Origin of the sequence: Leclercia sp. W6, assembly GCF_003336345.1 — a bacterium.
Taxonomy (GTDB): Bacteria; Pseudomonadota; Gammaproteobacteria; order Enterobacterales; family Enterobacteriaceae; genus Enterobacter.
In genome coordinates this window covers 807,121-821,336 of record NZ_CP031104.1, presented here as the reverse complement: position 1 = coordinate 821,336, position 14,216 = coordinate 807,121, and the positions used below count along the sequence as shown (strand labels likewise).

General features: G+C 57.3%; 13 protein-coding genes. 6 read left to right on the top strand and 7 right to left on the bottom strand.

Annotated elements, in window-relative coordinates; all coding sequences use genetic code 11:
* Positions 1 to 14 precede the first annotated feature (14 nt).
* The 4 genes from fadD to DVA43_RS04060 form a co-directional block, all read right to left on the bottom strand.
* On the bottom strand, positions 15 to 1,700 hold the full coding sequence (fadD, locus tag DVA43_RS04075) for a long-chain-fatty-acid--CoA ligase FadD (RefSeq protein WP_139157091.1): 1,686 nt from the start codon (positions 1,698 to 1,700) through the stop codon (positions 15 to 17).
* A 204-nt stretch (positions 1,701 to 1,904) separates the two neighbouring features.
* Positions 1,905 to 2,492, bottom strand: a complete 588-nt coding sequence (locus DVA43_RS04070) for a Slp family lipoprotein (protein ID WP_114314656.1) — start codon at positions 2,490 to 2,492, stop codon at positions 1,905 to 1,907.
* 37 nt (positions 2,493 to 2,529) lie between these two features.
* Positions 2,530 to 3,225 (bottom strand): tRNA (adenosine(37)-N6)-threonylcarbamoyltransferase complex dimerization subunit type 1 TsaB, encoded by a 696-nt coding sequence (gene tsaB / locus DVA43_RS04065; RefSeq protein WP_114314655.1) that lies wholly within the window; start codon positions 3,223 to 3,225, stop codon positions 2,530 to 2,532.
* Positions 3,226 to 3,291: 66 nt separating this feature from the next.
* Positions 3,292 to 5,202, bottom strand: a complete 1,911-nt coding sequence (locus tag DVA43_RS04060; protein WP_114314654.1) for an ATP-dependent DNA helicase — start codon at positions 5,200 to 5,202, stop codon at positions 3,292 to 3,294.
* 126 nt (positions 5,203 to 5,328) lie between these two features.
* Here DVA43_RS04060 and DVA43_RS04055 point away from each other — a divergent pair, with 126 nt between their 5' ends.
* The gene (locus DVA43_RS04055) at positions 5,329 to 5,673 is read left to right on the top strand and encodes a RidA family protein (RefSeq protein WP_103180017.1); all 345 of its coding nucleotides are present in this window, start codon (positions 5,329 to 5,331) and stop codon (positions 5,671 to 5,673) included.
* 6 nt (positions 5,674 to 5,679) lie between these two features.
* On the opposite strand, the gene DVA43_RS04050 is transcribed toward DVA43_RS04055, so the two are convergent.
* The gene (locus DVA43_RS04050) at positions 5,680 to 5,862 is read right to left on the bottom strand and encodes a YoaH family protein (protein WP_039030781.1); all 183 of its coding nucleotides are present in this window, start codon (positions 5,860 to 5,862) and stop codon (positions 5,680 to 5,682) included.
* Positions 5,863 to 5,923: 61 nt separating this feature from the next.
* On the opposite strand from DVA43_RS04050, the gene pabB reads away from it, so the two are divergent.
* The 4 genes from pabB (at position 5,924) to DVA43_RS04030 (ending at position 11,163) form a co-directional block, all read left to right on the top strand.
* Positions 5,924 to 7,276: an aminodeoxychorismate synthase component 1 gene (gene pabB, locus DVA43_RS04045; RefSeq protein ID WP_114314653.1), complete on the top strand. Its 1,353-nt coding sequence runs from the start codon at positions 5,924 to 5,926 to the stop codon at positions 7,274 to 7,276.
* A gap of 3 nt (positions 7,277 to 7,279) precedes the next feature.
* Positions 7,280 to 7,858 (top strand): CoA pyrophosphatase, encoded by a 579-nt coding sequence (locus DVA43_RS04040; RefSeq protein WP_103822349.1) that lies wholly within the window; start codon positions 7,280 to 7,282, stop codon positions 7,856 to 7,858.
* A 183-nt stretch (positions 7,859 to 8,041) separates the two neighbouring features.
* Entirely contained in the window at positions 8,042 to 9,406 is a 1,365-nt protein-coding gene (gene sdaA, locus DVA43_RS04035; protein WP_114314652.1) for an L-serine ammonia-lyase, read from the top strand.
* Between the two features lie 164 nt (positions 9,407 to 9,570).
* On the top strand, positions 9,571 to 11,163 hold the full coding sequence (locus DVA43_RS04030; RefSeq protein WP_114317072.1) for an EAL domain-containing protein: 1,593 nt from the start codon (positions 9,571 to 9,573) through the stop codon (positions 11,161 to 11,163).
* Here the strand turns inward: DVA43_RS04030 and yoaE are convergent, their stop codons facing one another.
* The gene (gene yoaE, locus DVA43_RS04025; protein ID WP_114314651.1) at positions 11,164 to 12,723 is read right to left on the bottom strand and encodes a CNNM family cation transport protein YoaE; all 1,560 of its coding nucleotides are present in this window, start codon (positions 12,721 to 12,723) and stop codon (positions 11,164 to 11,166) included.
* Positions 12,711 to 12,869, bottom strand: coding sequence for a hypothetical protein (locus DVA43_RS25305; RefSeq protein WP_371414022.1), 159 nt, complete (start codon positions 12,867 to 12,869; stop codon positions 12,711 to 12,713). The genes yoaE and DVA43_RS25305 overlap by 13 nt, the downstream gene beginning before the upstream one ends.
* Positions 12,870 to 13,186: 317 nt before the next feature.
* Here DVA43_RS25305 and manX point away from each other — a divergent pair, with 317 nt between their 5' ends.
* Positions 13,187 to 14,164 (top strand): PTS mannose transporter subunit IIAB, encoded by a 978-nt coding sequence (manX, locus tag DVA43_RS04015; protein ID WP_114314650.1) that lies wholly within the window; start codon positions 13,187 to 13,189, stop codon positions 14,162 to 14,164.
* Positions 14,165 to 14,216: the final 52 nt, after the last annotated feature.

Sequence of the window (14,216 nt, the reverse complement as noted above, 5' to 3'; positions counted from 1 at the left end):
GACTAACACGAAGCTCAGCCTTTATTGTCTACTTTGGCGCGCGCTTCGTCACGTAATTCTCGTCGTAATATCTTCCCGACGTTCGATTTTGGCAGTTCGTCGCGGAACTCCACCAGCTTCGGCACTTTGTAGCCGGTAAGATGGCGACGGCAGAAGGTGATCAGCGCGTCTTCGCTCAGGGCAGGATCTTTTTTCACCACAAAGATTTTTACCGTTTCGCCGCTGCTGCCTCCTGGTACCCCTACTGCGGCCACTTCCAGCACGCCGTTGTGCTGCATCACTACCTCTTCGATCTCGTTGGGATAGACGTTGAACCCGGAGACCAGGATCATATCTTTCTTACGATCGACGATACGTAAGAAACCTTCATCATCCATCACCGCGATGTCGCCGGTGTGCAGCCAGCCATCCTTGATGATTTCGTCGGTGGCGTCCGGGCGTTGCCAGTAACCCAGCATCACCTGCGGCCCTCTTACGCACAGCTCGCCAGGCTCGCCATGCGGCACTTCGTTATCGTCGTCATCCACCAGTTTGGCTTCGGTGGAGGGCACCGGCAGACCAATGCTGCCGCTGTGATAGTCGATATCGTGCGGGTTCACGCTCACCAGCGGGGCGCACTCGGTCAGGCCATAGCCTTCAAGCAGGTATTGCCCGGTGAGCTTGACCCAGCGCTCGGCCACCGCCTGCTGTACCGGCATCCCGCCGCCCGCCGACAGATGCAGGGTGGAGAAATCGAGCTGCTGAAACTCTTTATTATTGAGCAGCGCGTTAAACAGGGTGTTTACCCCGGTCATGGCGGTAAACGGATATTTCGCCAGCTCTTTCACCAGCCCCGGAATGTCACGCGGGTTGGTGATCAGCACGTTCTGTCCGCCGAGTTCGATAAACAGCAGGCAGTTCATGGTCAGAGCAAAAATGTGATACAGCGGCAGCGCGGTAATGACCAACTCTTTGCCGCGATGCAGCAGCGGCCCGTAGGTGGCATTGACCTGTTCGAGGTTCGCCAGCATGTTGCGGTGGGTGAGCATCGCCCCTTTCGCCACGCCGGTTGTACCGCCGGTATATTGCAGGAAGGCCAGATCCTGCGAGGCGATCTCAGGCTTAACGTACTGCATCCGGTAGCCGGTGTGCAGCGCCTGGCGAAAAGAGATGGCATCCGGCAGGTGATATTTCGGCACCAGACGTTTGACATATTTGACGACGAAGTTAACCAGCGTCCCTTTGGCGGTGGAGAGCTGGTCGCCCATCCGCGTCAGGATGACGTGTTTGACCTGGGTCTTATCAACCACTTTTTCCAGCGTGTGGGCAAAGTTGGAGACAATCACAATCGCCGCGGCACCGCTGTCATTCAACTGATGTTCCAGCTCACGCGGGGTATAGAGCGGATTGACGTTAACCACGATCATTCCGGCGCGCAGAATACCGAACAGCGCCACCGGATACTGCAGCAGGTTGGGCATCATCAGCGCCACGCGATCGCCCTTCTGCAGGCCTAAGCCCTGTTGCAGATAGGCGGCAAAGGCCCGGCTGCGCTCTTCCAGTTTACGGAAGGTCATCACCTCGCCCATGTTCACAAACGCAGGCTGATCGGCGTAACGCGTTACGGAATTTTCAAACAGTTCAACCAGGGATTGATAACGGTCAGGATTTATCTCTGCGGGAACATCCGCAGGATATCGGTTAAGCCAAACCTTCTTCACTACATCACCTCTGAAATGCGTGTTCGTCGTCATCACAACCCCGGTTAATAAACAAGTCGTTAACATAATATTAACTCAGCGTACCAGTTTATTTATTGTCCGGATTTAAGGTTGCGAAGCGCGTCACTATTTATTTTTCTTATTACCGTGGAAAAAACAAAACAGCGGACAGGCCGCTGTTTCTTAATTAAGAATAACAGTGACTTACTCTGTTACTATCGTTCGGACCTGAGCCGGACCGGGGCCATAGCCTGGCCATCCGCCGTAGCCGTAACCATAGCCATAACGCCATGGATGCGGTCCCCAGTACCAGGGATCGGGTGGCGGCATCATCACCTGCTGCTGCACCCGCCAGCGTTTATAGCCGTTGGCCTGCATAGTCATGAATTTATAAGGCGTGTTGCCGACTTTACCCTGCTCTGCGCCGGTGATTGGACCCACTACGGTGATCAGTTGCCCGCGGAAATCCACCGGATCGAGGAAGCCGTTAACATCGGCGTAGATACGGCCTCGTGAGGCTTCACCCAGCACCGGACGCGCGCCGCTGTCGAGGGGAACGGTGGCAATCTCCAGACGGGTTTTCCCCTGCTGGTTGAGCACCTCCACGACTTTGCCGCCGAAACGCGCTTCCTGACCTACGTAGAGTTCCGGGGCGTTCATCACCCGGACCAGATCCTGCTGCGGCGTCGGGCTGTTGCCCTGGATGGCATCAGGCACGGAGACACATCCCGTTAACGCCAGGGCCAGCGCCCCGACGGTCAGCAGACAAACGACATATTTTTGAACCGCCATGATGCGACTCCTTTTTCTCAGGCTCTTATACTGAGATTCACTCCCGGCCCGGAAGTTTCTTCCACGCTACGGTGTTTCGCAAATAAACCGGCTCGGCTTTCTCCACCGGCACGGTTTGCCCTGCCTCCAGCATCTGACAAGCGATGGGCAGCATATCTTCTGCGGCAGGCAGCAGCACTTTGCCATCCACTAGCGTCAGACCGCTCTCCTTTGCCATGTCAGGCCAGGCTGGCCAGCCGGTCCCGACGGTTGCCCACTCACCAGAAAGCTGCTTCATGCGCTCACCTGCCGCTTCCGGTGTGAGCACCGCTTCACTCTTTTCCCCGTGCCAGACGCCCTGCTCATCGCGGGTATATTCCGCCCAGTAGACTTCGCCCATTCGGGCGTCAATGGCGGCCAGCACGCGGGTGGCACCGGTGTTGCGCCAGGCACCCTCGGCCATCGTGGCCAGGGTCGAGACGCCAATCATCGGCAGTTCGGCGCCCAGCGCCAGTCCCTGGGCAATGCCGATACCGATGCGAACGCCGGTAAAGCTGCCCGGACCACGGCCATAGGCCAGCGCATCGAGGTCGGTGAGAGAGGTATTGCCCTCGGTGAGGATCATCTTCACCAGAGGCAGGATACGTTGGGTGTGTTCCCGGGGGCACTCTTCGAAATGAGCAAAGGGAGTACCGTCATTCCACAGGGCAACGGAGCAGGCCTCTGTGGCGGTATCGATAGCCAGAATTCGCATGTATTGTCGCGCTCTCGCAGTGGTCAGTCACAAAAAGGGGCGCATTTTAGCACACCCGTCAGCAAATTACTGCGCCTGCGACGCAGCAAGGAAACGCACGGCGCGATCGATATCCCGGGTACGTGGCGCCGGCGGCAGGCTGGCGATAAAGGTGGCACCGTAAGGACGCATTACCAGGCGGTTATCGCAGATCACCAGCACCCCGCGATCGTCCACGTCACGGATCAGGCGCCCCACCCCCTGCTTAAGGGTAATGACCGCATCCGGAAGCTGCACCTCATCAAACGGATCGCCTCCCCGCAAGCGGCAATCTTCCATCCGCGCCTTCAGCAACGGATCGTCCGGCGAGGTAAAGGGCAATTTGTCGATGATCACCAGCGACAGAGTATCGCCGCGCACGTCGACCCCTTCCCAGAAGCTGCTCGTGGCCACCAGCAGGGCATTACCGTGGCTGACAAACTGCTGCAGCAGCTGGCCTTTGCTGGTTTCACCCTGCAACAGTACCGGCAGCGTCATGGTGGCGCGGAACTGCTCCGCCAGGTCGCGCATCATCGCGTGGGAGGTGCAGAGCATAAAGCAGCGACCATTGTTGGCCTCAATCATCGGCTTGAGCATCGCCGCCAGATGGCGGGCGGCGCCGGGCTGATTGGGCAGCGGCAGGTTGCGCGGCACGCAGAGCAGCGCCTGGGTGGCGTAATCAAACGGGCTCGGCAGCAGCAGGGATTTGGCCTCTGCGATGCCGAGACGTTCGGTGAAATGGTGCAGATCGTCGTTAACCGACAGCGTGGCGGAGGTAAAGATCCAGCTGCCCGGCTTCTGCGCCATCACATCCTGGAACTTATCGGCCACGGTGAGCGGCGTCAGCGCAAGGGTAAAATGGCGCGAGTTGCATTCGTACCAGTAGCTGTAGCCGGGCTGGTTAAATTCTTTCAACCGTTTCAGACGGGCGCGATAGAGCGTGGCGCGTTCAAAGGCGGCATCCAGTAGCGCCGAGCGGCCGAGGGAAAGCTTCGCCACGTCGTAGCAGAGCTCCAGGGCGTCATCGAGCAGCAGCAACGCGCGCTGAATATGCTGATCCGCCAGCAGTTCGCGCAGGTTGCCACGAAAACCCGGATCGCCAAGCTGCATGCGAAAATCCTGCGTACTCTGTGCCAGGCGGTCGGCGCACTTCTGCAGCTGCTGGGTGTCTTTCAGTTCAGTGCGGTAGGCGATGGTAAAATCTTTCGCCAGATCCAGCAGCTGGCGGCTGGAGAGCGACTGGCCGAAATACTGGCTGGCGATATCGGGGAGCTGGTGGGCTTCGTCGAAGATCAGCACCTCGGCTTCGGGGATCAGCTCGCCAAAACCGCTCTCTTTCACCACCATATCCGCCAGAAAGAGGTGGTGGTTAACCACCACCACGTCGGCTTCCATCGCCGTTTTACGCGCTTTGACCACAAAACAGTCTTTATAGAGCGGGCAGTCGCTGCCCAGACAGTTGTCGTTGGTGCTGGTGACCAGCGGCCAGGCGGGTGAGTCTTCGGCGACGCTGGCGCAAGTACTGATATCGCCATCCTGGGTCTGGTTGGCCCAGCTGCGCAGGATGATCACATCGCTGAGGGTCTGTACCGGCAGATCGCCGCCCGCCAGCGCCTGCTGTTCGAGCCGCTCAATGCAGAGATAGTTGGAGCGCCCTTTCAGCAGGGCCAGACGGCCTTTGTATTTCAGGGCTTTGGCGACGGTGGGCAGATCGCGGCTGTAGAGCTGATCCTGCAACGCTTTCGAACCGGTGGAGATGATCACCTTCTTCTTCGTACGCAGCGCCGGCGCCAGATAGGCGTACGTTTTACCGGTGCCGGTACCCGCCTCTACCACCAGCGGCTGGGCGCTGTCGATCGCCTCGGCTACCGCGTGCGCCATCTGGCGCTGCGGTTCGCGCGGCTTGAAGCCGGGAATTGCCTTTGCTAACTGTCCGTCTGCTGCGAAATCGTCTGCCACTCTGCCCCCTGTAATTTTGCACAGGGATTATGTCAGGCCGATCGTCCTGGCGCCAGTCGAGAGTGACGCAGGCAAAACAATATGGCAGTCTTGCCCGCAGAAAGTCACCATAACGAGGAAACGTGTATGACAATTGTGCGCATTGATGCCGAAGCCCGCTGGTCAGATGTAGTGATCCACAACCAGACCCTCTACTACACCGGCGTCCCGGAAAACCTGGATGCCGACGCCTATGAGCAGACCGCCAATACCCTGGCGCAGATTGACGCAGTGCTGGAAAAACAGGGCAGCGACAAATCCCGCATTCTGGATGCGACCATTTTCCTGGCCAGTAAAGAGGATTTTGCGGCGATGAACAAAGCCTGGGATGAGTGGGTAGTGGCGGGTCACGCGCCTGTCCGCTGCACGGTACAGGCGACGCTGATGAAGCCGCAGTATAAGGTTGAGATTAAGATTATCGCTGCGGTGTAAGGGGCGTTACTCCTCTTCATCATCCTCAAAACGCGCCACGATCCGCTCGCCGGTATGGGTGGCGCGAAGCTCTTCTGCCACCTGGGAAATTGCCTGCCCGCTGCTCATCCCTTGGGACATCAGCTCCTGTATGCGCTCGACGGCCTTTTGCTGCTGCTCGTGGCTCAGTGAAGGTAAACCTGCAAACATCGTCAACTCCTGCTAAATTATTGGCGCTAATTATTTCACGCTGCCCGGTTGTTTACCACCCATGAACTCGTTATCCCCCGCTGTTATGACATTGCCGTGGCGTCCTGACGCCGCAGAATTCTGGTTTGCTCCGCTCAGCCATCTGCCGTGGGCCATGCTGCTGCACTCGGGCCATGCGGATCACCCCTACAGTCGCTTTGACATTCTGGTGGCCGACCCGCGCACCACGCTGGTGACCCACGGGGCGGATACGCTAATCGACGGGGTTCATTCTGACGCCTGCCCGCTGAGTTTGTTGCAGCAGGCCCTTGATGAGATGGGCCTGCCCTGCACGCCTGACCCGGACCTCCCCTTCCAGGGCGGCGCGCTGGGGCTGTTCGGCTATGACCTTGGTCGCCGCTTCGAAAAGCTGCCGGAACGGGCCTTGCGTGATATCACCCTGGCGGATATGGCGGTGGGCCTGTATGACTGGGCGATAATCGTCGATCACCACAAACAGCGGGTGTCGCTGGTCTGTCATGGCGATGCACAGGCGCGGCTGGCCTGGCTTGAAGCACAGCACTCCCCTGAAAATATACCTGCATTCCGGCTGACCTCCGGCTGGCAGGCCAATATGACTGCGGAGGAGTACAACGACAAATTTGCGCGCGTGCAGGCCTTCCTGCACAGCGGCGACTGCTATCAGGTGAATCTGGCCCAGCGTTTCCAGGCCCGCTACGAGGGCGACGAATGGCAGGCCTTTACCCGGCTGAACGCCAACAACCGCGCTCCGTTCAGCGCCTTTTTACGTCTTGAAGAGGGGGCGATCCTGAGCCTCTCCCCGGAGCGTTTTATTCACCTTGCGAACGGCACCATCCAGACCCGTCCCATTAAAGGCACCCTGCCGCGGCTGGCGGATGCCGAGGCGGATCGCCAGCAGGCTGAGAAGCTCGCCGCCTCGCCGAAAGACCGGGCGGAAAACCTGATGATCGTCGATCTGATGCGCAATGATATTGGCCGGGTGGCGGAGCCGGGAAGCGTGCGGGTCCCGGAGCTATTCGTGGTGGAGCCCTTCCCCGCCGTGCATCATCTGGTGAGCACCATCACCGCCCGCCTGCCGCAAACGCAGACCGCGTGCGATCTGCTGCGCGCCGCCTTCCCCGGTGGGTCGATCACCGGCGCGCCGAAAGTGCGGGCGATGGAGATCATCGACGAACTGGAGCCGCATCGCCGCAACGCCTGGTGCGGCAGCATCGGCTATATCAGCCTCTGCGGCGGCATGGATACCAGCATCACCATTCGCACCCTGACGGCGGTGGAGGGGCAGATCTACTGTTCCGCAGGCGGTGGCATTGTGGCTGACAGCCAGGCCGGGGCGGAATATCAGGAAACCTTTGATAAAGTGAATCGTATTCTGCAACAACTGGAGTGCTAACTGGTGAATACCCACGACCTGACCCTCGACCATTTTTTATCGCGTTTTCAGCTGTTGCGCCCGCAGGTGAACAGCACGTCGCTGAACCAGCGTCAGGCGGCGGTGTTGATCCCGGTGGTGCGCCGGGAGCAGCCGGGCCTGCTGTTGACCCGGCGCTCGGCGAAGCTGCGTAAACATGCCGGTCAGGTGGCGTTTCCCGGCGGCGCGGTGGACAGTACCGATGCCTCGTTAATTGCCGCCGCCCTGCGTGAAGCCGAGGAAGAGGTGGCGATCCCGCCGCACAAGGTCGAGGTGATTGGCGTCCTACCGCCAGTGGACAGCGTCACCGGTTTTCAGGTTACGCCGGTGGTGGGGATTATTCCGCCGGATCTGCACTATCACGCCAGCGAGGACGAAGTGGAATCGGTGTTCGAAATGCCGCTGGCGGAAGCCCTGCGTCTGGGCCGTTATCATCCGCTCGATATTCATCGCCGTGGCCACGATCATCGGGTGTGGCTTTCCTGGTATGAGCATTATTTTGTCTGGGGCATGACGGCGGGAATAATTCGTGAGCTGGCGCTGCAGATCGGCCTGAAACCTTGACTATACTTTACATTCGTCTCTTTTTTGCGCCTTTGCGATCCGCCTCCCGCTATTAGTTTATCAGGCGTTAATCATTAGTTTAATTCATGTGAATAGTTGAGCTGACGACAGGGTTCCCTCTTACACTATGCGAAGTTATTACATCGTTACTGGAAACCCGGTAACCCTGTCAGGAGTGTTAAAGTGATTAGTATATTCGACATGTTCAAAGTGGGGATTGGTCCCTCTTCTTCCCACACTGTCGGGCCGATGAAGGCCGGTAAACAGTTCGTCGATGACCTGGTCGAAAAAGGATTACTGGATAGCGTTACCCGCGTGGCTGTAGACGTTTACGGTTCACTGTCGCTTACGGGTAAAGGCCACCACACCGATATCGCCATTATTATGGGTCTGGCCGGAAATATGCCGGACACCGTAGATATTGACGCCATTCCGGCGTTTATTCGCGACGTGGAAACGCGCGGTCGTCTGCTGCTGGCAAATGGCCGGCATGAAGTGGATTTCCCGCAGGATGACGGTATGCGTTTTCGCAGCGACAACCTCTCCCTGCATGAAAACGGGATGCAGATCCACGCCTTCAGCGGCGAGAAAGTGGTCTACAGCAAGACCTACTACTCCATCGGCGGCGGTTTTATCGTCGATGAAGAGCATTTCGGCCAGGACGTCACGGGCGACGTAAAGGTGCCTTACCCGTTCAAATCGGCGACAGAGATGCTGAATTACTGCAAGGAGACTGGCCTGTCCCTCTCCGGCATGGTGATGCAGAACGAGCTGGCGCTGCACAGCAAGAAAGAGATTGAAGACTATTTCGCGAACGTCTGGCAGACCATGCGCGCTTGTATCGATCGCGGTATGAATACCGAAGGGGTACTGCCTGGCCCGCTGCGCGTGCCGCGTCGTGCCTCTGCCCTGCGCCGGATGCTGGTCACGACGGATAAGTACTCCAACGATCCGATGAATGTGGTGGACTGGGTCAACATGTTTGCCCTCGCGGTGAACGAAGAGAACGCCGCCGGTGGTCGCGTGGTGACCGCGCCAACCAACGGTGCCTGCGGGATCATTCCGGCAGTGCTGGCCTACTACGATCACTTTATCGAATCGGTCAGCCCGGATATCTATATTCGCTACTTCCTCGCCGCAGGCGCGGTGGGTGCGCTGTATAAGATGAATGCCTCCATTTCCGGCGCTGAGGTTGGCTGTCAGGGTGAAGTGGGCGTGGCCTGTTCCATGGCGGCAGCCGGTCTGGCTGAGCTGCTGGGCGCCAGCCCGGAGCAGGTATGCGTGGCCGCCGAGATCGGCATGGAACATAACCTCGGTCTGACCTGTGACCCGGTTGCCGGTCAGGTGCAGGTGCCATGTATTGAGCGTAACGCGATTGCCTCTGTGAAAGCGATCAACGCCTCCCGTATGGCGATGCGCCGTACCAGCGAACCACGCGTCTCGCTGGATAAGGTGATCGAAACCATGTACGAAACCGGCAAAGACATGAACGCCAAATACCGCGAAACGTCCCGCGGCGGTCTGGCCATCAAGGTACAGTGCGACTAAGACGCTGAAAGCGCTTCTGCGACTTTCGTCTTTCATGCTCTAAACGCCCATCTGATAGGGATGGGCGAATTTCATCCACTTTCCTCGTTACCTGAAATAATGCCGACTACACTAGCCAGGTTGCCATGGGCATCTGCGCCAGTGGCTCTTCGGGTGACCGTGGCATGCAAACAACGCACAGGATAATTAAAAATTATCGCCGCAAAAGGGTAATCGTCTGCCTCGTGCTGTCCCTTTCCACTCTCGTTTGCACGCTAATTATCGGCTTTATTTCACAGCGCAATTTAAATCAGCAGACCACCGTGGCCTTTGTCTCTCATGCTGTCGATACGCTGGATAAGATCCTGCAACCGCTGGAGACGGGACGCGATGTGGTACAACCGCTTATCGGCCTGCCCTGCGTGGAGGTCAACTTTTTATTGCGCAAGCACGCCGCCTCCCTGCAAACCGTGCGCTCAATCGGCCTGATTAAAGACGGCATTCTCTATTGCTCAAGCATGTTCGGTAACCGCGATATCCCCATCAGCCAGTTTCAGCCCCAGCTACCCGCCGCGCAGCCCTTACTGCTCCTGACCACAGACCAGCCGCTGATGAAAGGCAGCCCGGTGCTGATCCAGTGGTATCCGGCGCCCGGCCAGAGTGAGGATGGCATCATGGAGATTGTGAATATCGACCTTATCGCCCGGATGCTGCTGGAGCCCCAGCTGCCGATCATCAGCGACGTTAACCTCAGCGTTGGCGGTAAGTACCTGAACCATGAGCGCCAGCTTTCGGACAGGCTGGTAGCTGACGCTGGCGACAACGTTTACCAGCAGGCTTCCCTCAACTTTCCTTTCATCATCACCGTCAACGGCCCGGGGCTGACCGCGCTGGCGCTGAAAAGTCTGCCGTCGCAGCTGCCGCTGGCGGTGATATTCAGCATGCTGGTGGGGTATATCGCCTGGCTTGCCACCGCCAGTCGCATGAGCTTTACCCGGGAGATCAACTTTGGCCTGGCCTCCGGCGAGTTTGAGCTCTTTTGCCAGCCGCTGATCGATGCCAAAAAACAGGATTGTGTCGGCGTGGAAATTCTTCTGCGCTGGAATAATCCGCGGCAGGGGTGGATCGCCCCGGATATTTTTATTCCGCTGGCGGAGGAGCATAACCTGATTGTCCCCCTCACCCGCTACGTGCTTATCGAAACCGTCCGCCATCTGGCCATATTTCCGCCCGCGCCGGGCTTTCATATTGGGATCAACGTCGCGGCCAGCCATTTCCGTGACGGCACTCTGCTTCACGATCTGAATCGCGTCTGGTTCAGTGCCGAGCCCGCGCAGCAGCTGGTGATTGAATTAACCGAGCGCGATACCCTGCTGGAGATGGATTACAACATGGTAGAGGCGTTACATCAGAAAGGGGTGAAGCTGGCGATTGACGATTTTGGTACCGGGAGCAGTTCGCTTTCGTGGCTGGAGAAACTCAATCCGGAAGTGCTGAAAATTGATAAATCCTTTACCGCCGCCATCGGCACGGATGCCGTCAACTCAACGGTGACAGACATCATTATTGCCCTGGCCCAGCGTCTGAATATTGAACTGGTGGCTGAAGGGGTGGAAACCAGCGACCAGGCGAGCCATCTGCGCCTGCACGGTGTGGATATCCTTCAGGGATTTTTGTATGCGCGGCCAATGCCACTGCGGGATTTCCCTCAGTGGCTGGCGGAGAGTTCACCTCCGCCAGCCTCTCATAACGGCGATATGATGCCGTCGACTCCGTAATTACTCTTCTTCGTCGTGGGCGGACTGTTCTTTAACAATGCGCACCAGATCAACGCGATAATCGTTGGCAGTCACGATGGTTATCTTCAGCGGCGGCAGCTCAAGCACATCACCGGCTCGCGGAATTTGACCGTTCACGGCAATCACCAGACCGGCCACCGTCGCGATATCTTCATCGTGGTTGGTCAGGTGTTCCAGTCCCAGCGTATGTTGCAGGGCGTGCAGATCCGTGGTGCCTTTGACCAGCCAGCCATCATTATCGTTAACGATTTCCGGCGTTTCGTCGGCATCCGGGAACTCACCGGCAATCGCTTCCAGAACATCCAGCGGCGTTACCAGGCCCTGCACCACGCCAAACTCGTTGGTCACGATGACAAAGCTACCCCGGGCACGGCGCAGCACGCCAAGCAGGTTGATCGGGTCGAGCGTTTCCGGCACCACGATGGCAGGCGACGCGGCGGCGATAGCCTCAACGTCCACGCCCTCTTCCAGTGCCACCAGCATCTCTTTGGCACGGACCACGCCGATGATCTCATCCAGCTCGCCGCGACAAACCGGGAACAGGCTGTGCGGGGAGGAGAGCAGCTGCTGGCGGATTTCCGTCACGCTCAGTCTGGCATCGACCCAGCTGATTTCACCGCGCGGGGTCATGATGCCACGCAGGGAACGCGAGGCCAGCGACAGCACGCCGTTGATCATATAGCGCTCTTCTTCCACAAAGGCGCCTTCCGGAACCGGCACCGGGACATGGTTATCGCTGTCCCGCTGTGCTTTGGCTTCGCGGCGGCCGCCCATCAGACGCAAAATCGCATCAGCGGTACGGGCACGCAGCGGCTGGTTCGACTGCTGACGAATAAAGTTGCGACGGGCAATCTGGTTAAACAGCTCTATAATGATGGAGAAACCAATGGCGGCGTACAGATAGCCTTTCGGAATATGGAAGCCGAAACCTTCTGCTACCAGGCTCAGACCAATCATCAGCAGGAAGCTCAGACAGAGCACCACCACGGTCGGATGCTGGTTAACGAATCGCGTCAACGGCTTCGAAGCGAGTAGCATCACCGCCATCGCGATGATCACGGCCGCCATCATCACCGGCAGGTGGTTAACCATACCGACAGCGGTAATGACCGCGTCGAGGGAGAAGACCGCGTCCAGTACCACGATTTGCAGTACCACTACCCAGAAGCTGGCATAGCCTTTACCGTGTCCGTCGTCGTGCTGGCGGTTTTCCAGCCGTTCATGGAGCTCGGTTGTGGCTTTGAAGAGCAGGAATATCCCCCCCAGCAGCATGATCAGGTCGCGCCCTGAGAAGGTGAAGTTGAAGGCGGTGAACAGCGGTTGCGTAAGCGTAACCATCCATGAGATCACCGACAGCAGCGCAAGACGCATAATCAGCGCCAGCGACAGACCGATTAAACGTGCTTTATCACGTTGTTTAGGTGGAAGTTTATCCGCAAGGATCGCGATAAACACGAGGTTATCGATACCGAGAACGATCTCAAGTACCACCAGCGTGAGCAATCCTACCCAGATTTGCGGGTCCATTAAGAATTCCATGACAAGCTCCTGCTAAAGGAATGGCAAAACGGCGCCGCGAAAAGCTCGGGCGAAGCGGTAAAGAACGTAAACAGTGAGTGGCGCGAATCGCCGATAAGGCTGGCCAGAGTTGGCCGGGTGTGTGACTGGCGTCGGTGACGGTCCATACAGTGGGCTACTGCCCCATACTCCTGACAATTAAACGGATGGTAAACATATCAGAGACCTGAGCTTTTTGGCAAAGATTTACTTTCCTTTGCAAACAGATGTTTCCGTGCTTTTTTTGATCACAGAAATATCTCATTGGCTTAGGCTAAATTACGGATCTTCATCACATAAATTATTTTTTCGATGTCTAAAATAAATCGCGTAAGTCTTAGTTAATTGAACTCTAACCCTTATCTGAATCGATTCGTTCTTTCGAAGATGATCTCTAATGCTCCTCTCACCCGGGGGCATTAACGATAATAAAAGGAGGTAGCAAGTGACTATTGCTATTGTTATAGGCACACATGGTTGGGCTGCAGAGCAGTTACTTAAAACCGCAGAAATGCTTTTAGGCGAACAGGAAAACGTCGGTTGGATCGATTTCGTTCCCGGTGAAAATGCTGAGACGCTGATAGAAAAATATACCGCTCAACTGGCAAATCTGGATACCAGCAGCGGCGTGCTGTTCCTTGTTGATACCTGGGGCGGCAGTCCGTTTAACGCGGCAAGCCGCATTGTGGTTGATAAAGAGCAGCATGAAGTTGTTGCTGGGGTTAACATCCCCATGCTGGTCGAGACGTTGATGGCCCGTGATGACAACCCGAGCTTTGACGAGCTGGTTGCCCTGGCTGTCGAAACCGGTCGTGAAGGCGTGAAAGCGCTGAAAGCGAAACCTACAGAAAACGTCGCTCCGGCGGCTGCCCCTGCCCCGGCTGCTGCCCCGAAAGCCGCCGCCCCGCTTAAGCCGATGGGCCCGAACGATTACATGCAGATTGGCCTGGCGCGTATCGACGACCGTCTGATTCACGGCCAGGTAGCTACCCGCTGGACCAAAGAGACCAACGTCCAGCGCATCATTGTGGTCAGCGATGAAGTCGCCGCTGATACGGTTCGTAAAACCCTCCTTACGCAAGTGGCCCCGCCGGGCGTAACCGCGCACGTGGTGGATGTCGCCAAAATGATCCGCGTTTACAACAACCCGAAATATGCGGGTGAGCGCGTGATGCTGCTGTTTACCAACCCAACAGACGTCGAACGTATTGTTGAGGAAGGGGTAAAAATCACCTCCGTGAATATCGGTGGTATGGCTTACCGTCAGGGCAAAACGCAGGTGAACAATGCGGTGTCGGTGGACGAAAAAGATATCGAAGCGTTCAGGAAACTCAACGATCGCGGAATCGAGCTTGAAGTCCGTAAAGTCTCTACCGACCCGAAACTGAAAATGATGGATCTGATCAGCAAAGTGGCGAAATAAGCCGGCGCTGGTTGACAAATTTCACACTTAAGTCTGTTAAAGCTATAGGAGA

Excerpts from the sequence above, each read along its gene's own strand:
- DVA43_RS04070 (WP_114314656.1), bottom strand. The coding sequence starts at position 2,492 with ATGGCGGTTCAAAAATATGTCGTTTGTCTGCTGACCGTCGGGGCGCTG.
- tsaB (WP_114314655.1), bottom strand. The coding sequence starts at position 3,225 with ATGCGAATTCTGGCTATCGATACCGCCACAGAGGCCTGCTCCGTTGCC.
- DVA43_RS04055 (WP_103180017.1), top strand. The coding sequence starts at position 5,329 with ATGACAATTGTGCGCATTGATGCCGAAGCCCGCTGGTCAGATGTAGTG.
- DVA43_RS04050 (WP_039030781.1), bottom strand. The coding sequence starts at position 5,862 with ATGTTTGCAGGTTTACCTTCACTGAGCCACGAGCAGCAGCAAAAGGCC.
- pabB (WP_114314653.1), top strand. The coding sequence starts at position 5,924 with ATGAACTCGTTATCCCCCGCTGTTATGACATTGCCGTGGCGTCCTGAC.
- DVA43_RS04030 (WP_114317072.1), top strand. The coding sequence starts at position 9,571 with ATGCAAACAACGCACAGGATAATTAAAAATTATCGCCGCAAAAGGGTA.
- yoaE (WP_114314651.1), bottom strand. The coding sequence starts at position 12,723 with ATGGAATTCTTAATGGACCCGCAAATCTGGGTAGGATTGCTCACGCTG.
- DVA43_RS25305 (WP_371414022.1), bottom strand. The coding sequence starts at position 12,869 with ATGGACCGTCACCGACGCCAGTCACACACCCGGCCAACTCTGGCCAGC.